The 23,204-nt window shown below is 29.4% G+C and carries 24 protein-coding genes; 16 read left to right on the top strand and 8 right to left on the bottom strand.

The genetic code is table 11. The annotated features are described in order from the left end of the window. Window positions 1–130: 130 nt before the first annotated feature. The 3 genes from RT714_RS12615 to RT714_RS12605 all read left to right on the top strand — a co-directional run bounded on the left by RT714_RS12615 (window position 131) and on the right by RT714_RS12605 (window position 3,452). A complete protein-coding gene (locus RT714_RS12615) occupies window positions 131–2,263 on the top strand; it encodes an adenosylcobalamin-dependent ribonucleoside-diphosphate reductase (protein WP_313758075.1) in 2,133 nt (710 codons plus the stop codon). A gap of 104 nt (window positions 2,264–2,367) precedes the next feature. Continuing rightward, entirely contained in the window at window positions 2,368–2,781 is a 414-nt protein-coding gene (locus RT714_RS12610; RefSeq protein ID WP_313758074.1) for a hypothetical protein, read from the top strand. Between the two features lie 14 nt (window positions 2,782–2,795). Further along, window positions 2,796–3,452, top strand: a complete 657-nt coding sequence (locus RT714_RS12605) for a class A sortase (RefSeq protein WP_313758072.1) — start codon at window positions 2,796–2,798, stop codon at window positions 3,450–3,452. A 25-nt stretch (window positions 3,453–3,477) separates the two neighbouring features. Here RT714_RS12605 and RT714_RS12600 read toward each other — a convergent pair whose 3' ends face one another. Both RT714_RS12600 and RT714_RS12595 read right to left on the bottom strand, forming a co-directional pair. Next, window positions 3,478–4,500 (bottom strand): alpha-hydroxy-acid oxidizing protein, encoded by a 1,023-nt coding sequence (locus tag RT714_RS12600; protein WP_313758071.1) that lies wholly within the window; start codon window positions 4,498–4,500, stop codon window positions 3,478–3,480. Window positions 4,501–4,511: 11 nt separating this feature from the next. Further along, the gene (locus RT714_RS12595; RefSeq protein WP_313758070.1) at window positions 4,512–5,633 is read right to left on the bottom strand and encodes a M20/M25/M40 family metallo-hydrolase; all 1,122 of its coding nucleotides are present in this window, start codon (window positions 5,631–5,633) and stop codon (window positions 4,512–4,514) included. Between the two features lie 167 nt (window positions 5,634–5,800). On the opposite strand from RT714_RS12595, the gene RT714_RS12590 reads away from it, so the two are divergent. Both RT714_RS12590 and RT714_RS12585 read left to right on the top strand, forming a co-directional pair. Further along, window positions 5,801–6,496 carry a cytochrome c biogenesis protein CcdA gene (locus RT714_RS12590; protein WP_313758068.1) on the top strand — a complete coding sequence of 232 codons (696 nt, stop codon included), beginning with the start codon at window positions 5,801–5,803 and terminating at the stop codon, window positions 6,494–6,496. An 11-nt stretch (window positions 6,497–6,507) separates the two neighbouring features. Continuing rightward, window positions 6,508–7,092: a TlpA disulfide reductase family protein gene (locus RT714_RS12585; protein WP_313758067.1), complete on the top strand. Its 585-nt coding sequence runs from the start codon at window positions 6,508–6,510 to the stop codon at window positions 7,090–7,092. A gap of 58 nt (window positions 7,093–7,150) precedes the next feature. On the opposite strand, the gene rocF is transcribed toward RT714_RS12585, so the two are convergent. Continuing rightward, window positions 7,151–8,056, bottom strand: a complete 906-nt coding sequence (rocF, locus tag RT714_RS12580; RefSeq protein WP_313758066.1) for an arginase — start codon at window positions 8,054–8,056, stop codon at window positions 7,151–7,153. Between the two features lie 142 nt (window positions 8,057–8,198). On the opposite strand from rocF, the gene RT714_RS12575 reads away from it, so the two are divergent. Next, window positions 8,199–8,807 (top strand): ribonuclease H family protein, encoded by a 609-nt coding sequence (locus RT714_RS12575; RefSeq protein ID WP_313758065.1) that lies wholly within the window; start codon window positions 8,199–8,201, stop codon window positions 8,805–8,807. Window positions 8,808–8,845: 38 nt separating this feature from the next. Here the strand turns inward: RT714_RS12575 and RT714_RS12570 are convergent, their stop codons facing one another. Both RT714_RS12570 and RT714_RS12565 read right to left on the bottom strand, forming a co-directional pair. Continuing rightward, window positions 8,846–9,274, bottom strand: a complete 429-nt coding sequence (locus RT714_RS12570) for a deaminase (protein ID WP_313758062.1) — start codon at window positions 9,272–9,274, stop codon at window positions 8,846–8,848. Between the two features lie 120 nt (window positions 9,275–9,394). Beyond that, entirely contained in the window at window positions 9,395–9,892 is a 498-nt protein-coding gene (locus RT714_RS12565; protein ID WP_313758061.1) for a hypothetical protein, read from the bottom strand. A gap of 216 nt (window positions 9,893–10,108) precedes the next feature. Here RT714_RS12565 and RT714_RS12560 point away from each other — a divergent pair, with 216 nt between their 5' ends. From RT714_RS12560 to RT714_RS12515, 10 genes are all read left to right on the top strand, one after another. Then, window positions 10,109–11,047 carry a linear amide C-N hydrolase gene (locus tag RT714_RS12560; RefSeq protein WP_313758060.1) on the top strand — a complete coding sequence of 313 codons (939 nt, stop codon included), beginning with the start codon at window positions 10,109–10,111 and terminating at the stop codon, window positions 11,045–11,047. A 69-nt stretch (window positions 11,048–11,116) separates the two neighbouring features. Continuing rightward, the gene (locus RT714_RS12555) at window positions 11,117–11,806 is read left to right on the top strand and encodes a hypothetical protein (RefSeq protein ID WP_313758058.1); all 690 of its coding nucleotides are present in this window, start codon (window positions 11,117–11,119) and stop codon (window positions 11,804–11,806) included. 118 nt (window positions 11,807–11,924) lie between these two features. Then, window positions 11,925–13,691, top strand: coding sequence for a sigma 54-interacting transcriptional regulator (locus RT714_RS12550; RefSeq protein ID WP_313758057.1), 1,767 nt, complete (start codon window positions 11,925–11,927; stop codon window positions 13,689–13,691). Between the two features lie 249 nt (window positions 13,692–13,940). Continuing rightward, entirely contained in the window at window positions 13,941–15,218 is a 1,278-nt protein-coding gene (locus RT714_RS12545; protein WP_313758055.1) for an L-serine ammonia-lyase, iron-sulfur-dependent, subunit alpha, read from the top strand. Window positions 15,219–15,304: 86 nt separating this feature from the next. Then, the gene (gene mscL / locus RT714_RS12540; protein WP_313758053.1) at window positions 15,305–15,745 is read left to right on the top strand and encodes a large conductance mechanosensitive channel protein MscL; all 441 of its coding nucleotides are present in this window, start codon (window positions 15,305–15,307) and stop codon (window positions 15,743–15,745) included. A gap of 189 nt (window positions 15,746–15,934) precedes the next feature. After that, on the top strand, window positions 15,935–17,008 hold the full coding sequence (locus RT714_RS12535; protein ID WP_313758051.1) for a CapA family protein: 1,074 nt from the start codon (window positions 15,935–15,937) through the stop codon (window positions 17,006–17,008). 20 nt (window positions 17,009–17,028) lie between these two features. Beyond that, window positions 17,029–18,234 carry a patatin-like phospholipase family protein gene (locus RT714_RS12530; protein ID WP_313758048.1) on the top strand — a complete coding sequence of 402 codons (1,206 nt, stop codon included), beginning with the start codon at window positions 17,029–17,031 and terminating at the stop codon, window positions 18,232–18,234. A 136-nt stretch (window positions 18,235–18,370) separates the two neighbouring features. Further along, window positions 18,371–18,868, top strand: a complete 498-nt coding sequence (locus RT714_RS12525) for a hypothetical protein (RefSeq protein WP_313758047.1) — start codon at window positions 18,371–18,373, stop codon at window positions 18,866–18,868. Between the two features lie 421 nt (window positions 18,869–19,289). Beyond that, window positions 19,290–19,811, top strand: a complete 522-nt coding sequence (locus RT714_RS12520; protein WP_313758046.1) for a peroxiredoxin — start codon at window positions 19,290–19,292, stop codon at window positions 19,809–19,811. Between the two features lie 101 nt (window positions 19,812–19,912). Beyond that, window positions 19,913–20,542, top strand: coding sequence for a CoA pyrophosphatase (locus RT714_RS12515; protein ID WP_313758044.1), 630 nt, complete (start codon window positions 19,913–19,915; stop codon window positions 20,540–20,542). 9 nt (window positions 20,543–20,551) lie between these two features. On the opposite strand, the gene RT714_RS12510 is transcribed toward RT714_RS12515, so the two are convergent. From RT714_RS12510 to RT714_RS12500, 3 genes are all read right to left on the bottom strand, one after another. Next, complete coding sequence (locus RT714_RS12510) at window positions 20,552–21,922, bottom strand: MATE family efflux transporter (RefSeq protein ID WP_313758042.1); 1,371 nt, start codon at window positions 21,920–21,922, stop codon at window positions 20,552–20,554. A 102-nt stretch (window positions 21,923–22,024) separates the two neighbouring features. Beyond that, entirely contained in the window at window positions 22,025–22,807 is a 783-nt protein-coding gene (locus RT714_RS12505) for a CAP domain-containing protein (RefSeq protein ID WP_313758040.1), read from the bottom strand. A gap of 85 nt (window positions 22,808–22,892) precedes the next feature. Next, window positions 22,893–23,165, bottom strand: coding sequence for a hypothetical protein (locus RT714_RS12500; RefSeq protein ID WP_313758039.1), 273 nt, complete (start codon window positions 23,163–23,165; stop codon window positions 22,893–22,895). Window positions 23,166–23,204 lie beyond the last annotated feature (39 nt).

Raw genomic sequence — 23,204 nt, 5'->3', positions numbered from 1 at the left:
TTAATATATATAGTATATAAAATGGCATATACATACTATATATAGTTGGTAATAGAAACATAGTTAATGATCAAAAATAAATAATTATAGAATCAGTGAATAATTATTCACTGTATTAAGGGGGAACATTATGTTAAATGTAGAAAAGCGAAATGGTAATATAGTTCCATTTGAAGAGGAAAAAATTGTAAATGCTATTAAAAAAGCCATGGCGGAAACGGATTTAGGTGTTAATGAAGATCTAGCTAAAGAAATTGCTAGTAAAGCTTTTATAGACTTTAATAAATTAGAGGTTGTAAATATAGAAAAGATTCAAGATTTTGTAGAGATAGAGCTTATGAAATCAAGACCAGATGTAGCTAAAGTTTATATTATATATAGAGAAGAAAGAGCTAAATTAAGAGAACAAGGATGGACAATGTCAGATCTTCAAAGGGATATATATGAGAAGAAATATCGATTTGAAAATGAGTCTTTTGAAGGTTTTATAACTAGAGTCAGTGGTGGTAACAATGCTATTAAAAAGGCTATAAAAGATAAAAAGTTTATGCCAGCAGGGCGTATTTTAGCTGGTAGAGGGCTAAATAAATTTGGAAGAAAGATTACTTTATCAAATTGTTATGTAATGCCAAAGGTTGAAGATAATATAGAATCAATATTTGATACTGCAAAATATTTGGCAAGAACTTATTCCTATGGTGGTGGAGTAGGATTAGCTATTTCTAAGCTAAGACCAAAAGGCTCCAGAGTAAACAATGCGGCAAATACTACAACGGGAGCTGTTTCTTTTATGGATTTATTTTCCATGGTAACAGGACTTATTGGTATGAGAGGTAGACGTGGCGCTTTGATGCTCAATATGGACTGTAATCATCCTGATATAGAAGATTTTATTGATGTGAAAAATGATTTATCTAAAGTTAACTATGCAAATATATCTGTTAATATAGATGATGAGTTTATGAATGCAGTAAAAAATGATGAGGAATATAATCTATATTTTAAGGTTGAAGCAACTGGAGAAGAAATTAGTAGGATAGTAAATGCTAGAGAATTGTTTGAAAAATTAGCTAAGAATAATTGGAATATGGCTGAGCCAGGAATATTGTTTACAAATAAAATAAACTCTTGGCATTTAATGAGTGAAGACAAGGATTTTGAATTTGCTGGAGTTAACCCATGTGCGGAAGAAACTCTTCCAGCCTTTGGCAGTTGTAACTTATCATCTATTAATCTATCAGAATTTGTAAAAAACTCATTTACAAAATATGCATATTTTGAATATGAAAAATTTGGACAAATGGTAAGAGATGGTGTTATTTATTTAAATGAAGTATTAGATGAAAATATGGAGTTACATCCATTAGAAGCACAAAGGGAAATGTCTAGAGAACTACGACAAATTGGACTTGGAATTATGGGACTAGCGGATATGTTTATTAAACTAGGTATAAAATATGGGAGTGAGGAGTCCATTTCTCTAATTCATAAAATTGGTCATACTATGATTAATGAAGCTTTGAGGCAATCAGCTTTAATGGCTAAGGAACATGGTACATTCCCAAGATATAAGAAAGAAGCAGTATTTAACTCACCTTTCCTTTTAGCAAACGCAACTGAGGAGGTACTGGAATTAATTAAAGAATATGGACTTAGAAATAGTCAGTTATTAACTATACCACCTACAGGAAGTATTTCAACTTTAATAGGCTGCAGTAATGGAGTGGAACCAATATTCCAAGTGTCCTATACAAGAAAATCAGAATCTCTTCATAATATGGACACATACTATAAGGTGTTTACACCTATTGTTAAGGACTATATGGACAGAAATAATATTTCTCGTGAAGAAGAACTTCCGGATTTCTTTATTACAACTTCAAATTTAAACTATAAAGATAGAATCGACGTTCAGGCAGCATGGCAACAATATATTGATGCCAGTATTTCATCAACAGTTAATGTACCTAATGAATTTACAGTTGAAGAAGTTGAAGAACTTTATTTATATGCTTGGGAAAGAGGACTAAAGGGAGTTACTATCTATCGTGATGGCTGTGCAAGATCTGGTATACTTATTACAGATAAGCCAAAGGAAAGCAGGCAGGATAAGATAGATGAATTAAAAAATGAATTAAATAAATTAGCAGCAGAACAAATAGAAGAAAATCCAGAGATTTGTCCAATTTGTGGGGGAACCATGATGCATAGTGGAGGATGTTCTGAGTGTCAAGATTGTGGATATAGTCCATGTTCATTTTAATATGGAATTGCGATAGGGAAAAGATTTCTCTGTCGCAATATTTTTTAGTGAAAACTTTATCATAATAGGATATAATAGAGAAAAAAGAATAGGAAGTGATTTAAGTGCAAGATGAATTAGGAGGTCTATTAAAGAAAATAGAAAAATCAATGAAAAACTTTATTTTATGGATAGAGATTTTATTGGCAGCTTTTATTATTGTTACAGTAATTTTAAGTACAAAGGATATAATTGTTCTTATTTATAAGGTTTTTATGGCGGAAGCCAGTGCATCCTATGAAATATTACAAGGATTATTAACTCATATACTATTACTTGTTGTTGGACTAGAACTTGCACTTATGCTAATAACTCATTCAGCAGGCAATGTTCTTGAAGTAATACTATATGCCATTGCAAGGAAGATGTTAATTAGCAGTTCTAATACTATGGATATACTTTTAGGCGTTGTATCATTAGCTATTATATTTGCAGTTGATAGGTATTTACACACAAAGGACGTTAAGAGGCTGTTTTAAGGAGAGGTAATTAAGTGAAGAAAAAGATATCCATAGGATTAATTATAATAGGAATTATTTTAGCCTTAATTCCAACTATTAAAGATAAAATAATTAAATATAATATTAAAAATAAATCTGAAATAATAGAGATAATTACACATGAAGAAATAATTAATAATATGGAGAATGAAGCAGAATTTAATTATGAAGCCATAGATGATGTTGGAACCATATCAACTGTTATAGGAGCAATTAAATTTGATAATAAATTTATGATAGGCCAGTTAATTGTTCCAGATTTAGATATAAATTTGCCAATACTAAAGGGTGTAACAAATGCCAATCTCTTAGCAGGCGTTACAACCATGGTTCCTGAACAGAAAATGGGCGAAGGAAATTATCCAGTGGCAGGACATAGAATGAAACAGAAGAATTTATTATTTGGTTCTTTAATGGATATAGAAATTGGAAGTATAGTATATATAACAGATAAAGAAACCATTTATGAATATACTATATATGATACTGTAGTAGTATCGGATACTGCAATGGAAATGTTGGATAATAAAAGAGCAGAGGAAAAGGGAAAACCTATAATATCACTTATGACCTGCTATTATTCATCAAATACAGGAAAAAGATTTTTTGCATTAGGAGAATTAACAGATGAATATGTGGTGGAAGATTAATTAAGACGGGATTTTCCCGTCTTAATTACCATTCAATAGAAATCATGGAGTTATCTATTGAATCTAAGTTCTTAGCACCAGTTAATATCATTGTTTGAAGAAGTTGATCTTTCATTTTTTCTATTATTAATGAAACCCCTTCTCTATATCCGCCATATGCACCAAAGACTATAGGTCTGCCAATTAAAGCAGCGTCTGCTCCTAGGGCAATCATTTTGAAAACATCTATTCCTGAACGGACTCCACCATCAACAAGAATCATTATTTTCCCTTTAACTGCTTCTGCTATTTCAGGGAGTACTTTTGCGGTGGATTGAGTATGGTCTAGTACTCTACCTCCATGATTTGAAACAACTATAGCCTTAGCTCCGGCTTCTACTGCTAGAATCGCTTCTTCTTTTGTCATTATACCCTTTAAAATAAAAGGAAGGTTAGTAGAAGAAATGATTTCTTTTAATTCATTTACAGTTTTGGGACCAACAGGAGCACCTTGTAAAGCCATTGTAATTAATCCTGCACCATCAATATCCATTCCTACAGCAATAGTATTTATATTTTCGGCTTTCTTTATAGATTCTATAACAAGACTACTTTTCTTAGGCTTTAATATTCCAACACCCTTACCATCTACTTCTTTAAGAATTTCCAATCCAGTTTCATAAAAAGCAGGATTAGCTGAGTCACCAATCATGGCAATAGTGCCAGCATCTATACTACCATTTACTACACTAGATATATATTTTTCTTCTGTTAATGCATTACCCATATTAAAAGATGTACCTGTAATGGGAGCGCTAATTATTGGTACTTCCAGTTGTGTATTAAAAAAATTAAATTTTAAATCAGGTTTTTTTGCATCGTGAATAGTTTTTAATCTTATTTTTACTTTACTCAAATCTTCAACATTAGATTTAAAAGAGGAACCTGTTAAATGTCCACCCATACCAGGTACTTCTCCTGCACATGCGATGCCATTACATATGGGACATACTCTACAATATCCTTTTAGGTTTTCTCTTGCTATATTTCTAATTTCTCTTAAATCCATATATTTCACCTCTATTTACTTTCGTCATATATATTTTCAATTATTGCAACAACTAATCCTGATATTTTAACAATATCATCTATAGCTATATATTCATCTATACTATGAGCACCAAACATACCAATTCCAAGGGTAGCTGCCTTAAGTCCGTTATTGTTAAAAATATTCGTATCAGAACCACCACCTGTAGATTTAGGCATATAAGGAATATTTACTTTTTTCATTGCAGTTTCTATTATTTTTAATATAGGCTCATCATTATCTAAATTAAATGTTGGATAGGAATGATTAATTTCTATATCTACTGTTGCATTAAATTCTTTAGCCGCTTCTTCCATAGTATTTACCATATTTTCTACTTGTTTATTTAATTTATTTTCATTTAGACTACGACATTCAAATTCTATTTCAGTAATTTCTGCTACAATATTTGTTGCAGTTCCACCTTTGATAATACCTACGTTTGCTGTGGTTTCTTCATCTATTCTAAGTAAATCCATTTTATCAATTGCTCTTGATGCAACTTGTATAGCATTAATACCTTTCTCTGGATTTAAACCTGCATGAGCAGCCTTACCATGGAATTTTGCATGAATTTGTGCTTGGGCAGGGCCTTGTATATTAACTCCTCCAATATCTCCACTAGCATCTAAGACAAATGCCATTTTAGATTTTATTCTAGAGTAATCCAAATATTTGGAGCCATATAGACCAACCTCTTCACATATTGTAAACACAACTTCTATATCACCATGAGGTATATTATTTTCCTTAATATATTTAATACCTTCTAGTATACTAACTATTCCAGCCTTATCATCAGCAGAAAGAATAGTATTTCCTTTAGATTTTATTACTCCATCTTCAATAATTGGTTCAATATTTTCACATGGAGTCACAGTATCCATATGGGCACAAAACATAATGGGCTCTATATCCTTATTTCCATTTAAGTATCCTATGATATTTCCAGTATCAGAATTAGCCTTTATTCCAGCATCGTCAACCATTACTTCAAATCCGATTTTTTCCATATCTTTTTTTAATACTTCAGCAAAATTTCCTTCTCTATGACTAGGGCTTGAAACTCTTACATAATCAAGAAACTTAGTAATAATACTTTCCTTATTCATTAATATGCCTCCTTAAGTAAATTAGATAAATAAATCATACTATAATTAACTATTGATTTCAAATTGAATATAGGGCATAATAGGGTATAGGGGTATAAGGTAAAATGTTTTTTTATAGAAAAATAGGGTAAAAGTATTAAAATAAATTTAATTTAGGGAGGGGAATTATGGGATTAGGAAATGTTTCAATACCAGCAGCGTTTTTGGCTGGATTTATATCATTTTTTTCACCATGTATATTTCCGCTGATACCAGCTTATATAATGTATATTACTGGGATTAATATGGAAGATGAACTAGAAGAAAAAAGATTATTTGCTTTATCAAGGACAATTGGATTTGTATTAGGATTTACAATTATATTTATAATAATGGGTACATCTGCCAGTTTTTTGGGGAAGTTGTTTATTAGAAATAAAGATATTTTCTCAAAACTTAGTGGTGGGATTATAATTTTATTTGGTTTAAATATGATGGGCATTTTAAAATTTAAATTTTTAAGTTTTGAAAGAAGAACTAAAGCGCCTAAAAAGATTACTAACTGGTTTAGCTCTATTTTAATGGGAATGGCATTTGCCGCAGGCTGGACACCTTGTTTTGGTCCTGTATTGGCCTCTATACTTATTTATGCGGGAGGAGTAGGTACTGTTTCAAAAGGAGTTTATTTACTGTTGGTATATTCCATAGGTATGGCAATACCATTTATATTAACAGCCTTATTTATAAATATATTTACAAAATTCATGGAAAAAGCAGATAAGTTTTTGAAATATATGCCTATGATTAGTGGCTTTATTATGGTAGTTTTTGGATTGTTAGTATTTTTTAATAAAGTAATAAATATAAGTAGATTATTACAATAAGGGAGGTAAATATGAAAAAAATCTTATTAATGATTTTATTGTTAATGGTTGTAACAACAGGTTGTAGTAAGCCAATATTAGAGAAGAATGATAAAAAGACAGAGGAAAGTGTAGCAGAAGAAGGCATACCAGAAAAAAGTACAGAAGAAGTTGATGAGGAAGAATTAGATTTTGATATAGCTATAGGAAAGGAAGCGCCAGATTTTACTCTTAAAAATCTAGAGGGTGAGGAAGTATCGTTATCAGATTATAGAGGGAAAATAGTTCTGGTAAATTTTTGGGCAACTTGGTGTACTTGGTGTAATAAGGAAATGCCAGATCTTGAAAAACTAGATAAAGAAAATGATGATTTAGTTGTGTTGGCTGTAGATGTAATGGAAGATAAAGAAATAGTTAAGAAATATATTGAACATGGTAAATATGAATTTAATGTAGCATTGGATGAAGATGGAGAGGTAGCAAAGACTTATTTAGTAAGTAGTTTTCCAACATCATACTTTATAGATGAAGATGGGATTTTACTAGGAGGAGTACCAGGAGCGATGACTTATGAGCAAATGGATTCAATATTAAAGAGTATAAGAGAAGAAGAGTAAAAGGAAAACAGGAGAGAACCTATATATAAGAATAGGTTCTCTCCTGTAAAGTTTTTTATTAACCATTAATTGTTTTAAATATATGCTCTAACATTTCTATACAATTTTTAGTTGTTCTTCCATCCTCATTATCAATTTTTGGATTTAACTCTACAAAATCCATGGAAGTAACAAATTTTTCATCTAATAGAGCATTGAAGACTTCTTTACATTCATTCATATTAAATCCCTCAGCTACTGGAGTTCCAGTGCCAGGAACAAGAGATGAATCAAGGACATCTATATCAAAACTTATATGAACTCCATCTACATTGGAAGCTTTTATCTTATGAATAATTTCTTTTAATATATTATCTAGTCCTCTTTCACGTACTATATCCATAGTATACATATTGAGATTTAACTCATCTGCTAAAGCAAATTCACCAGGATCAATATCTCTACCACCAAGGATATAAACATTCTCCGGTTTTACCTTGATTTTGTCATAATAAATACTTGTAAGTATATGATGTCCAACATTCATAGAAGCTGATAAGGGCATTCCATGTATATTCCCAGAAGGTGAAGTTTCAAAGGTGTTTATATCTCCATGGGCATCTATCCATATTACGGCTAAATTATCAAAAAATTTGCTAGCACCAGCAATGCTTCCTGCGCCTAAAGCATGATCTCCACCAATAACAAATGGAAAGTTTTCCCCCATAAGAGAACAGTACACATTATTTGCTAAATTACAATTGATTTCTGCTATAGTATTTAGGTATTTCATTTTTGGGTGATCTTTGTATTTGTCCTCAGGTAAGACATAAGGAATATATATATCACCCATATCATGAACATTATGTCCATTTTTTTTAATAATATCTATAATTCCCTTTTCCCTAAGTGTAGCAGGTCCTAATTGAGCACCATCCCTATCACAACCATATTTTAATGGTACTCCTATTAAGTTAATATCCATTAGCAAATTCCCTCCTTAGACATATTATCTACTATATTATATCATTGATTATATTACTTTGTTAGAAGAAAATATTAATTATTCATAATTAAAACAATGATATTATGTTATAATAATATATTATCCAAAAAGAGGTGAAGAAGTGGCAAAATTCTACTATGCAATAAGGAAAGGAAAAACTCAAGGTATATATGAAACTTGGGCAAAATGTGAAGAACAAGTAAGAGGATATTCGGGAGCAGAATATAAAAAATTCTCTACATATGAAGAGGCAATGAGTTTTATAAATAATGGAAATAAAGAAACTGAACAATTTGACGAAACTAAACTAAAAGAAAAAGATGCAATAGCCTATGTAGATGGAAGTTTCGATATAAATAGTTGGTCTTATAGTTATGGAGTTGTATTTATCACACAAGATGGCAAAGAAACCTATAGCGGCAGAGAAGATAATAAAGATTTAGCTGAGATGCGAAATGTATCAGGAGAAATAAAAGGGGCTATGGTAGCTATGGAGTTAGCCATAGAGAAGGGGAGAGATACTTTATATCTTCATTTTGACTATACTGGAATAGAACAATGGGCAAAGGGAAATTGGAAAACCAATAAGGATGGAACTAAGGCTTATAAAGAATTTTATGATTCTATAAAATCTCAATTAAATGTAGTATTTATAAAAGTAAAGGCTCATTCAGGAATAAAATATAATGAAGAAGCAGATAAATTAGCTAAAGAAGCAATGCTTTCATAATAACTGTAGTTTTTGGTGCCAGGCACCAAAAACTACAGTTATTCTATTTTCTCAAATCCAATTCCATTTTTATTAAGTAATTCTACAGCATAATCATCAATTCTATAATCATTTTTATAATAAATATGTTTAATTCCAGATTGTATTAATGCTTTGGTGCAATTAAGACAAGGGAAATGGGTTACATAGGCTGTACATCCCTTTACAGAAATTCCTTCCTTAGCACAATATAATAATGCATTTATTTCAGCATGAATTGTTGCTATACAATGACCATCCCTCATAGTATGTCCTATATCATCACAGTGGGGATTTCCTGAAACAGAGCCATTGTAGCCACTGGAAACAATTCTATTATCATCATTAACCAAAAGGCAGCCAACAAATGCTCTATCACAGGTAGAGCGAGTTGCTACTAACTCGGTAATCTCCATAAAATATTCCTTCCAACATTTTCTATTTGACATTAAATTTCCTCCTAACGTATATATAATAGATTTTCTAATATAATATTATATCATAATAGTAATTTAATAATAATGAATTCCAATGAAATATATTTCATTGGAATTCATTATTATTATTATTTATTTGTCGTCTATTTTTACAAAATCACGGGTTTGCAGATACCATCTTAATTGAGCTTTGACTTCTCCAACTTCATCAGGAAACTTAAAGCATGCGGCACTTCCCTTTTTAAAAGGAAGAAATATCCCTGAAAGTTCTTGACTCCATATGGAAAGGAAAGGTTGTTGACCTACTATAATGACAGTAGCACCAGGTTCAGTATTTTCCATGAGTTCTCGAATTAGGCGGATGTTACCACCTGTTCCTAAAAAATCTAAGAAGATTGGATTTTCAAGAGATAGTTCCTCTGAAAGAATTTCTGTAGTTTGTCTTGCTCTTAATTTTGGACTAGAATAAATTTGTATATTGTTAGAGTTACCTAGCATCGTTTTAAATCCAGAGATGCTTTTCTTTAATAATGTTTTTCCTCTAAGTGAAAGTGACCTTAAATCATCGTTTGTATTTCTAGACTTATCTTCTGCCATTCCATGTCTGTAAAGTATAAGGTATTTAGTCATATATAACTCTCCTTTTTATAAATTAGTTATTTTAAATAATACCCATTTTAATATAATAATACAACTGGTAAATAGAAGTTTTTATAAATCTTACAAGTATTGATTGGTTTTTGAATGTTTGGTAGTATGTAAATAAGTTTATATAAAATAATAAATAAGTATGGATTTTAGAAAAATAGAATATAGAGATATTTATAGAATAATGAGGTGGACAATATGTGTACAGGTATAAAAATAGATTATAAAGATGGTTGTGTTATGGGAAGAACAATGGACTATGAAATTCCTTTAAATTATAATGTGCTTTATTTACCAAGGAATTATAATTTTTGCAATGATTTAATGGGGAATCCCTTGTATTCAAAATATAAGATATTAGGTATATGCTTTGAGAACAAAGATCCATTGAAAGACGGTGTAAATGAATATGGACTGATGGGAATTACCAATGCTTTTTCGGGATTTAATTTTTATGCTAATGAAGTAAGGGCAGAAAAAGTTAATATATCTAGTTTGCATTATTTCACCTATGCACTTGCAAACTACAAATCCGTAGAGGAATTAATTGAAGATTTACCGAATATTCATATATCTACTAAAAATCACAAGGGAGAGAGTGTAATATCACCAGACTTCCATTTTATGTTTGCCGATTCTACTAAAAGATGTATTATTATTGAGCCTAAAAAAATGAAATTAATATGTTATGAAAATCCATATGATGTAATGACTAATTCCCCAGGATTCGAATCCCATGTTAGAAGACTGAAAAAAGTTTTGGATTTAGATAATCTCAATGATTTTAACTCTTCTAAAGATTTACTAGGAGGATATGATCCTGTTTCTAGATTTATTAAAGCATTTTATTTAACTAAAATGAATGTTAAACCTAACAGTTATAGGGAAGCGCTTTCTAATTCTTATAATATAATGAGTGCAATGACAATGCCCAATGGATTTGTTAGAAATAAAAAGTATAATGAAACTACTTACACTAGATATATTTGTTCCTATGATTCAAAAAATAAATTGTTAACTGTGAAATCTAATACAAATCCTAAGGTTTATCAATTGGGATTTGAAGATATAGAGGATGAAGATAAAAGACAGGCATTTTTCTTAGATTTAGATTTTATAGTGGAGAAGTTAAAATAATCACCTGGTGAGAATGTCTGCAATTATAGATAGAAGAATAGGGAAGTGGCAAGGGAAGGATGTGATATTATGATTGTATTAATACTATCAATAGTATTAATTGGATTAGCAGTATTAGAGAGAATTTTATATATGAAAAGGAATAAAAGCTGGCATAGGATGAGACTATTTATAGAAATATTAATTACTTCTTTATTATTTTTAATAGCTTATTTTATAACGGATTCAACAATTGGTACCCTTTATGTATTTTTAAGTAGTAGCATTTTTATATTAATAGGTATAGTTAATTATAGAAGTGATGTAGAATGGTTTAAATATACATCGTATATAATAGGACTGCCTATTATGGTATATTTATTAATTAATGCTATTCAAAATATGATTATTAACCCACAATATCTTTTTCTATTATTATCAGTAATAAATTTAATATTAAGCTATTCATATAAACCAAAAGCAACAATAAAAGAAACCATTTCACTTATTATAGGTTTTGTAATTGTGTCAATATTAATGATTTCTTATTATAAGTTTTTTGACTCCGAAGATAGAATTATGCTTAAGCAAGAAATCGTAGCAAAAACATATCTTGAAGAAGAATTAGAGATAGATGACTTATATATTTATACTAACAAATCAAGTATGAAATTAAGAGGAGAAGATATAAGGATAGAAGCTTATAATTTATCGGGAATTTCCATAATAATGACATATAAAAATGGTAGGATTATAAACTGTGATATAAAAAATGATTAGTCTTATTTAATCAGAAGAAAAATAGTTAATTTTTACACTGAAAATGGTATGATAGAAGTATCTAAATGAGCTGGACTAGCTTTTCAGAAAGAATAAAGCAGCAGTAGGAGTGGTTAAAATGAGTCTGTTTAGGATACAAGATTCTGTTCAAGAAGTAGCAGAAGCAATCGAAGCAGTATTAAATGTAGATGTAACAATAATAGATGAAAATATGTATAGAGTTGCAGCTACTGGACAATATAGGGATTCTATAGGAAGTAGGATTCCAAATAGTTGTTCCTTTGAGGTGGTTGCTGAAACTAAAAAACCTCAAGTAATAAATAAACCAAATATAAGTAAACAATGTTTCAGTTGTAGTTTAAAAGGAAGTTGCTCTGAAATGGCAACTTTAGGATATCCAATATTAAATAATGATAAGTTAGTGGGAGTAATAGGGCTTATAGCCTTTAAAAATTATCAAAAAAAGAAAATTCAAGAACAAAAAGAAGATCTTTTGATTTTTTTAAGCAGATTATCTGATCTAATAGTTGGAAATATCAATTATTATGAAACTATAAACAGTATTACTATTCAACATGAAGAAACTAGGATGATAATAGATAGTTTAGATAAAGGAATTATATGTACTGATGAAAACGGTAATATAAAATTTGTTAATTCTAATATAGAAAATTATCTTGTAAAAGACAAATATAAATTAATAGATACTAATATAGATAAAATATTTCCATATTTAAAGGAAAAGGGAGAAGAAAGTTTTTCTATAGAGAAAAAGATAAAAATAGGTAATAAGAAGAATAGTTTTATTATAAGAAATATTCCAGTTATAGTAGAGGGAAAGACAGTTAGCAACATTTTGGAAATTCAAAGAACCTTCGATATGGTAAGAAACGCTTATAAACTAATGGAAGGGGAAAGAAAGGTAACCTTTAAAGATATATTAGGAAATAGTCCTAAAATGTTAGAAGTGAAATCAATAGCGAAAAATATTGCACCTAGTGAATCCACAGTATTATTAAGGGGAGAAAGTGGTACTGGTAAAGAGCTTTTTGCTAGAGCAATTCATTATGAAAGTGATAGAAATAAAGCTCCCTTTATAGCTATAAACTGTGCATCTATTCCAGATAATCTCTTGGAATCTGAGTTATTTGGATATGAAGAGGGAGCCTTTACGGGGGCAAAAAAAGAAGGAAAGATGGGGAAATTTGAATTAGCAAATGGTGGTACCTTATTTTTAGATGAAATAGGGGATCTGCCAATTCATCTTCAGCCTAAGCTTCTCAGAGTATTGCAAGAACAATCATTTATGAGAGTTGGAGGGAAGGAATTAATCAATATCAGTTTTAGACTAATAGCTGCTACAAATAGAAATTTAGAAGAAATGGTTTATAGTGGAGAATTTAGAGAGGATTTATATTATAGATTAAATGTAATACCTATAATTATTCCCCCACTAAGAGAAAGACAGGAAGATATAGAGTTATTAAGCGAAAATTTACTCAATAAAAATTGCTTAAAATTAGAAAAAGAAAAAAAGTTCTATTCTAAGGAGATAAAAGAAGCATTCCATAAATATCATTGGCCTGGTAATATTAGAGAGCTAGAAAACACCGTAGAATATCTGGTTAATATGGCTAAGGAAGAAGAAATTTCATATGATGCCTTACCTATGAATGTAAAGGACTATTTATGCAATGAAAAATGTATAGGATGTAGTCATGAAAAGACTTTAAAAGATATGGTTGATAAGTATGAAAAAGATATATTGGAGAGATATCTTAAAGAATATGGTTCTTCTACTAAGGATAAAGAGTTAATAGCTGAAATATTAGATATAAATCTCTCGACTCTATATAGAAAATTAACGAAATATAATTTGCAGTAATGAGAAATTATTTGCATAAATGCAAATAAACCTAAAGTAAGGGATATTTGCTCATGGTGATTTATGTAATTAGATTAATTTGCAAGGATGCAAAAAAATATAAATATAAAATATAAAAATAAATCTTGGATTTACTCCTATGGCTACCTATAGGAGTTTTTTCTTTGTTAAACAATATTGGCATAGAAATTGCATCAATAACTTATGACAATTATTATATATATTTTACAAAAGAGGGGTGTAAATTTCATGATAAATGAAGAAAAGAAACAGTATTTATTGAATATAGTGAAGAAGGAGACTGTGCCAGCTATAGGATGTACAGAGCCAGTGGCAGTAGCCTATGCAGCTGCTACTGGTAAGAAGTATATAGATACTAATATAGAGAAAGTAGCAGTCTTAGTAAGTAAAAGTATATTTAAGAATGGTAAATCTGTTATTATACCAAATACAGAAGAATGGGGACTTGATTTAGCGGCAGCATTGGGAATCATTGCAGGAAATCCTGATGATGGACTAATGGTACTTAAGGATGTTAATAAAGAGCATATTAATTTAGCTCATAAATTAATAGAAGAAGGAAAAATTACAGTGGGATATTTAGAAAGTAGTCCGGCTGTGTATGTGGAAGTTCACTTAACATCTAAAGAGCAAAATATAGAAGTCATATTAAAGGATAGTCATAATCATATAGAAATGGTTAAGGTAAATGGAGAAATAGTGTATAAAGATGTTCTAGAGAAGGATGAAAATATTTCATTTAATGTTTTAAAAGAGATGACATTTGAAGATATAAGAAAAATTGTAGAGGCTCTTTCTCTAGAAGATATCTCATTTATTAAAGATGGAATAAATATGAATAAAGAAGCTGCATATAGAGGATTAAATTTCAATAAAGGATTAAATTTAGGATATACCTTGAATAAGTTACAGGGAGATAATAAACTTGAAACAGATGTATTTACAAAGGCTAGAATTCTTACAGCAGCATCTGCTGATATTAGAATGGGCGGTGGAAACTGTCCAATAATGACAAGTGCAGGAAGTGGTAATCAAGGATTAGGAGTAGTATTACCTATAGTTGCAGTAGCAGAAGAAAATAATATTGAAGAGGAAAAATTATTGAAGGCAGTATTTTTTGCTCATGTAGTAAATAAATATATAAAAATTTATACTGGTAAACTATCATCAATGTGTGGATGTGCAATAGCTGCTGGAGTTGGTGCGGCTGTTGGTATTACTTGGATGCTTGGGGGAAATGATGAACAAATTAGTGGAGCTGCAAAAAATATCCTATCTAATTTAACTGGTATGATATGTGATGGAGCTAAGGAAACTTGTTCTTTTAAATTATCAACCTCAGCTGGAGAAGCAGTATTATCTGCATATCTAGCCTTAGAAAATGTAATAGTAAAACCAGGTATTGGAATTATTGGTAAAGATATTGAAGAAACTATAGAAAAAGTAGGTATCTTATGTACAGAGGGACTTTCCCAAACTGATGATGTAATAATAAAATTAATCTAATAATATAGAAACTCCGATTTGCAAAATCGGAGTTTCTATTATAATATTTAGGGTATATTTTAAATAAAATTAAAGGAGGGGAAAATATGTTTAAAGAATTTAAAGAGTTTGCAGTAAAGGGAAATGTAATAGACTTAGCAGTTGGTGTAATCATAGGTGGAGCTTTTGGTAAGATAGTTACCTCCTTGGTCAATGATATGGTAATGCCAGTAATTGGACTGTTAATAGGAAAGGTAGACTTTACAAATTTATTTATTAGTTTAGATGGTAACCACTATCCATCTTTAGAAGCTGCTCAAAAAGCAACAGTTCCAACATTAAACTATGGAATATTTATTAATACCATTATTGAATTTTTAATTATTTCTTTTTCTATATTTATAGTTATTAGACAATTAAATAGATTTAAGAAAAAAGAAGAAGTAGTTGAAGCAGCACCTGCTACAAAGACTTGTCCATATTGCTACACAGAAATTCATTTAGATGCAACAAAGTGCCCAAACTGCACTTCAACGATTAACAACTAACATTTAATAATTGATAATTGATAATGAAAAGATAAAAAACAATATTTTTTCTTATACATATATTTGCTTGTTTTGAGTAAAATATTATGGACTTTAGTATTATTTACCATATAGTAAATTGAGGTTTTTAATGTTAAAGGTCTTTAATTGTCAATTATCAATTTTTAATTAAATAAACGGAGGGGTTTAATGAAGAAAGGATTATATTTATTTCTTGCATTAACTATCATTGGCAATGTATTTCCCACTAAAAATGAAGAAACTGTAAAATCAGAAATAATTGTAATGGAAGAAAATGAAATGCCAACTGAAGAAAGAACAACCATATCCTTAGTAGGAGATATAATGATGGATGGTAGTGTAAAAGTACAGATAAATAAAAATGGGTTGGAATATCCCTGGGAAATGGTAAAAGATTATTTTCAAAAAGATGATATTACCATAGGAAATCTTGAAACAAGTATAACTACTAGAAATACAAAATGGGCTAATAAGCAATTTAATTTTAAATTAGATCCAAAAAATTTAAAGGCAATGAAGGAAGCTGGAATAGATATAGTTTCTTTGGCTAATAATCATTCTTTAGACTATGGTCGTGATGGATTTTTAGATACCTTAAATCATTTAGATAAATCTGAAATAAAAAGGGTCGGTGGTGGAAAGAATAAAAAGGAAGCAATGGAAGGTATCATAGTTGAAAAAAGTGGAATTAAAGTTGGTATATTATCTTTTTCTAGGGTAGTGCCAGATGTAAAATGGTATGCTACGGATAAAAGAGCAGGTATTGTAGGTGCTTATGATGTACATATAAAAGAAGTAGTAGATAGAATAAAGGAAATGAAAAAAGAAGCAGATATCTTAGTATTGTCCATACATTGGGGAGTGGAACTTAGTACTGCTCCAAGGAAACAAGAAATAGAGTTAGCTAGAAGATTAGTAGATGCGGGAGCAGATATTATAATGGGACATCATCCTCATGTATTACAAGGAATTGAAGTTTACAAAGGGAAACCTATATTTTATAGTTTAGGCAATTTTGTTTTTGGTGCTAAAAATGGATTAACTTCCAATACTATAATTGGGCAAATTCAATTAATAGATAAAGATATAGAAAGTATACAGATAATACCTTGTAAAATAGTAGGGGGAAGACCTATACCTATTGAAGGTAGTGAAATAAAAGAAAAAATAAAATATATGAATACAATTTCTAAAAATTTTAAAACTAGTATAGAGGATACTGGAATAATAAAAATTAGATAGTATTAAAGAGGTGTGTGGAAATGTATGGACTAGTTTTAGAAGGTGGAGGAGCTAAGGGTTCATATCATGTTGGTGCTTATAAAGCATTAAGGGAATCTGGGATTGAGATAAAAGGTGTTGTAGGGACATCTATTGGAGCTTTAAATGGAGCAATGATTGTACAAAATGATTATGATAAATGTTATAACTTGTGGAATGAAATCACTTACTCTATGGTTGTTGATGTAGACGATGAAGAAATAGATAAAATTATGCAACTAAAATTAGCAAAGGAAGATTTATCTTTTTTACGGGATAAAATAAAAAGTCTAATAAGTACTAAGGGGTTTGACATAACCCCTTTAAAGAATTTATTAGATGAATATATAGATGAGGAAAAAATTAGGAAGTCTAATATGGATTTTGGAATGGTTGCCATAAACTTAAGTCCTTTCAAGCCGTTATATGTATTTAAAGAGGATATTCCAAGAGGGGAATTGAAAGACTATTTGATAGCATCAGCATATTTGCCAGTTTTTAAAACGGAAAGACTTGGAGGGAAATTATATTTGGATGGTGGATTTTATGATAATCTTCCATTTAAAATGCTTGTAGATAAAGGATATAAGGATTTGATTTTAGTAAGAACTAATGCAATGGGTATTACTAGAAAAATTGATTTAAAAGAAATAAACTCTATTGTAATAACTCCATCTGATGATATAGGGAAATCTTTTGAATATGATTCTGCAAGGTCTAAGTCAAATATTGAGCTTGGATATTATGATGGACTTAAGGCATTAAAAGGATTGAAAGGAAATAAATATTATTTAATTCCTAAGAATGATGAGGATTATTATTTTAATTTTATACTCAATATACCTGAAGAAGATGTAATAAAAATAGAAGAAATATTAAAACTTCAGGAATGTCCATATAGGAGGTCTTTATTAGAGCATATAATACCTAAGATATGTTCTATGATTTCTCTTGATAAGAATTGTAGCTATGAGGAGATAATGATATATTTATTAGAGAAAAAGGCAGAAAACATTAATATAGAAAGATTTAAAATTTATACATTTGAAGAGCTATTATCTAAAGTAGAAGATAAGAAGATAATAAAGGAGAAGGAAGAAAATAGCAAATTAGATAAATTAATAGAGAAGATAGATATACTACCTATTATCAATAAAGATGAAGCATTACTTGACATAGCGGATATAATATTTAGCAGGAGAGATTGAGTCATACTAGAACTAACAACATATAATTTTTAAAGAAATAAAAAACAAATTGTTAACTCTAAACTTACTTATGGATGAATTTATAATAAAAAATAGATAAATAATATTTTTTAGAAGATAAGAGGTGTTAGATAGGATGAAAAAAAAGCTTATCATTACATCGTTAATTATTTTAATTTTATTTGGTTTAAAGTTGATAAACCACTTAGCTTTTAAAAACTTTATTAATTCTTTTGGAAACTTAAAACAATATGTCACTGAAGATATTGAAAAAAATAGTAGTTATGGAAAAATAGAAAAATTAAAAAGTATTACTTATGCCTTTGATAAATTTGAATTATTTTTAAAACCACAATCGTCTAAATTAGTTGACAATTTCTTTAATCTAAATGAATTAAAACCTGAGATATATGAACTCCTAGATGACACCTTACTTATATATTATTTTAAAGATGAAGAAAGTTTAAGTAAAGGATTAGAACAAATTCAAGAAGTATTTGATAATGATTATTATAAATATAAAATAGAAGATGATATATTAATTATTTATTATCCTAATGAATTTTCTTTGCAAACTACAAATTTAAATAAAAAAATACAAAAAGTTGTTGAATATATTGAAAATAGTAAATAGAGTTAAAAGAGGGTGTAATTAATTTTGTGCTTTAAATAATATACTGATTAATTTAACAAATATAGCTACATAAATACTTTTGTGTATTCTTTATATTAATAACAAGAAACAAAGATATAAGTCTAGGAATGTGGAGACTTATATAAATTATTAGAAGTTCATATATAATAGATCAAGAGTAGTATTAAATATTAATGAATAATAGAGTATTTATATTTATGTTAAAACTTTCACCATTGAAAAATAGGCATTATGAAATAGCTTTTTAAAAGCAGATATACTATTCAGTAAGAAAGAATAAAAAATAATTAAATGATAATAATTATCAATTTGATGTTTATTTCATATTAATTTGGATATAAATAGAATAGTTGGTTAGTAAATAAATAATAAATTAAAGATAAAAATATGGAGGTAGAAAATGGATAGAATAGTAGGAAAAAAAGCACCGGATTTTAAAATGAAAACTTGTTTAGGAGATGGCTCAGATTTTGGTAGCGTAAGTTTATCAGATTACAAAGGGAAATGGCTTGTTATGTTCTTTTACCCATTAGATTTTACTTTTGTATGCCCAACAGAGATTACAGGATATAGTAAAAGAATTGATGACTTCAAAAAAGAGGGTGCAGAATTATTATCTGTCTCAGTAGATAGTGAACATTCACATAAAGCATGGATTAATTCAGATTTAGGAAAAATAAATTTCCCAATGGCTTCTGATATGACAAAGAAAGTATCAAATGATTATGGTGTATTATTAGAGGATACAGGAGTTGCATTAAGAGGACTATTTATCATAGATCCTGAAGGAATAGTTAGATATTCAGTAGTGCATGATTTAAACGTAGGAAGATCAGTTGATGAAACTCTAAGAGTGCTAAAAGCTCTAAAAACTGGAGGACTTTGCCCAGTAGGTTGGGAAGAAGGAGAAGAATTACTTTAAACAAAAGGAGTCTAATATGACTCCTTTTTTAAATAAGTTCACTTTTTGGTGCCAGGCACCAAAAAGTGAACTTATTTATTAGCTATGAGAGGGGGGATAGAATGGATATAGGAAAAATAAAAGATATAATTAAAAATAGAACTCCAAAGCCCATAGATATAAAGAAAAATTACTCTGTACTTATACCAATTATAGAAAATAATAATAGATTGGAAATAATATATGAGCTTAGATCTAAAAACTTAAATAATCAGCCAGGGGAAATATCTTTTCCTGGTGGAGAGGTGGAAGATAGTGAGAATTTTAAGGAGGCAGCCATAAGAGAAACTGCTGAAGAATTAAATATCAAGGAAGAAAATATAAATATAATTGGAGAGTTAGATTATTTAGTTTCTTATTCAAATATTACTATTCATTGTTTCTTAGGCACAATATCTGAACTAAATGTGGATAATATAATACCAAATCCTGATGAAGTAGATCATATATTCACAGTACCTTTGGATTTTTTTATGGAAAATGAACCTGATATTTATTATTTGGATTTACAGACTGTATTAAATGATGAATTTCCTTATAATCTAATACCAAATGGAAAAGAATATAATTGGAGACGAGGCAAACATTCTGTCATGTTTTATTATTATAAAGATTATATTATTTGGGGATTTACTGCTAGAATGACAAAGAATTTTATTGATATAATTAAAGGACCTAAGATCATAACTTAGGTCCTAATTTTATTCTATTATGTCATCACCAAGATTTTTTACACTACTAATTATAAAATACGCAGTAATTACAGAAGCTATTAAGTCTGAAATAGGCCCTGCTAACCAAACACCAGTTAATCCAAAAATCTTTGGCAATATTATTAATGCAGGAATAAGAACCAGCACTTGCCTTGATAGACTAAGTAACATTGCTTGTTTTGGTTTTCCTGTTGCCTGGAAATAATTGGAGCTTACAACTTGAAATCCTATAATAGGAAACATAGATAGATATATTCTCATACCTGGAACACCAATCCTAGATATTTCTGCAATTTGTCCACTTTTTGGGATAAATATTTCATATAATTTAACTGGAAATAATTGAGTAAATATAAAACCAAATATAGTTATTGTAGTTGCTCCTATAATGGCATATTTTAGGGTGGTTTTAACTCTGCTGTATTTTTTTGCACCATAATTAAATCCAATAATTGGTTGTGCTCCTTGATTGATTCCAAATATAGGCATCATCACCATCATAGCAACACTATTTATAACAGCCATACTTGAATTAGCTAGATCACCGCCATAGGTTTTTAAGCTATTATTTAATAGTACTGTTACAATACTACCAGCTAATTGCATACTAAAAGGTCCTAGTCCAATTAAAACTATGTTTTTTATGATATCTGGCTTTAATCTTAGATATTCTTTTTTAACATTCAGCATACTCTTTCCACTAAAGAAATATCTCATAACCCATATAGAAGATAAGCCTTGAGAGATAATAGTTGCAAGAGCAGCACCTTCTACTCCCATATCAAATAAAAATATAAATATAGGGTCAAGTATAGTATTTGAAATGGCACCTATTAACATGGTTTTCATTGCAATAGTTGGATTGCCTTCACCTCGAATAAAGTTATTCATACCAAAGCCAATGGCTTGTAGGGGTGCACCAATTAATATTATTTTCATATAGTCATATGCATATCCAAAGTTTGAAGGAGAAGCGCCAAAAATATTCAATAAAGGTTTTAGAAAAACAAGACCAAATATAGAAATAAATAATGATATTAATATTAGAAGGACAAAGGAATTACCAGCAACTTTTTCAGCTTCTTCCTTCCGATTTTGTCCTAGTTTAATAGATACTAATGTATTGCCGCCTATACCTATTAACATAGAAAATGCCATAATAATCAAGGAAATTGGTAAACTAATAAATATACCACCAATAGCAAGTTCGCCTACACCTTTACCTATAAAAATTCTATCTACAACATTGTATAATGCATTTACAATCATTCCAGTGATTGCAGGTATAGAGAATTTAATGAGCAATTTTCCAATAGGTTCTTCTCCCAATAGTTTTTTTCTTTCGTTTTCTTTATCCATTTTCTCACCTACATAAAAAATAATTAGCCTTCTCTTTTGAGAAGGCTAATTATCATTATACCACAAAATATTATATATTAAAATGATATTTTGATTCTCTAATTAATTTGTAAACATTTGAGTCCAATAGTTTGTCCCATTGCTTGATTGATAATGGCCTACACCTATTTTATTGAAGCTAGGATTCATTATATTAGCTCTATGCCCAGATGAATTCATCCATCCTCTAACTACAGATTGGGCAGATACTTGTCCTCTTGCAATATTTTCTCCTGCAGTTCTATAACTGATACCAAAGGATTTCATCATATCAAAAGGTGAACCATAAGTAGGAGAAGTATGACTGAAATAATTATTTTTTGCCATATCCTCAGATTTTTTCCTAGCTACATTTGATAGCTCACTACTAGCTACTAAAGGTTGTAAACCTTCCTTTTGCCTTTCTATATTTACTAATCTAACTACTTCTGCTTCTATTGACGATAATCCTGATACTGATGGTGTTTCAGTTACAGGTGGAGTGGTTGGCTTAGGATTACTAGGTGTAGTTGGTTCAACTGGTACTGGATTTGTTGTAGTATCAGGATTATTTGGTTTAGGAATTACAGTACCTGGTCTAGTTGTTGGTCTAGTATTAACTATTGTCCAATTCCATACTGGATATTTATCTGTAGTTGTATTTTGTTCTATATTTGAATTATTATTGTAATTATAATTTGAGTTAGTATTATAGTTATAATTTATAGAGTAACCTTTATTGTAATTACTGTATATCCTATTGTAGTTAAAATTTGAAAAATTGAAACTTCCAGCATTAGCTACAGATGAGCTAAGCATTGTAGTGGCTATTAATGAGTAGATTATCTTTCTTTTTTTTGTAAACATATATTGTCCTCCTTGAAATTTTGAATAGATTTAACTTTTCCTAACTTATCTCCTTTCGTAGATAAAACTTTTTAAAAGTCTATCTTTAGTTCATAGGAATTTTTATACAATTTCCTAACTTATTAGTAATAGTTGTCCAGTCAAATTTAGGGCAATTATTATCTGCTGTATTTTGTTTTATATTTAAATTTTTATTACAGTTATAGTTATAATTTGTTGTACATTCTTTGATGTAATTGTTTAATATTGAGTTGCAACTTAAATTTGTAAGATCGAAACTTGCAGCACTAGCTGCAGATGAACTAAGCATTGTAGCAGCTATTAACGAGTAAATTACTTTTCTTTTTTTTGTAAACATATTTTTGTCCTCCTTGAAATTTTGAGTAAATTTAACTTT

This window comes from Tissierella sp. (assembly GCF_032104385.1).
In the GTDB taxonomy this organism is placed as follows: domain Bacteria; phylum Bacillota; class Clostridia; order Tissierellales; family Tissierellaceae; genus Tissierella.
Note: the sequence above shows the minus strand (reverse complement) of the source record. Positions and strands in the feature narration are given on the sequence as shown.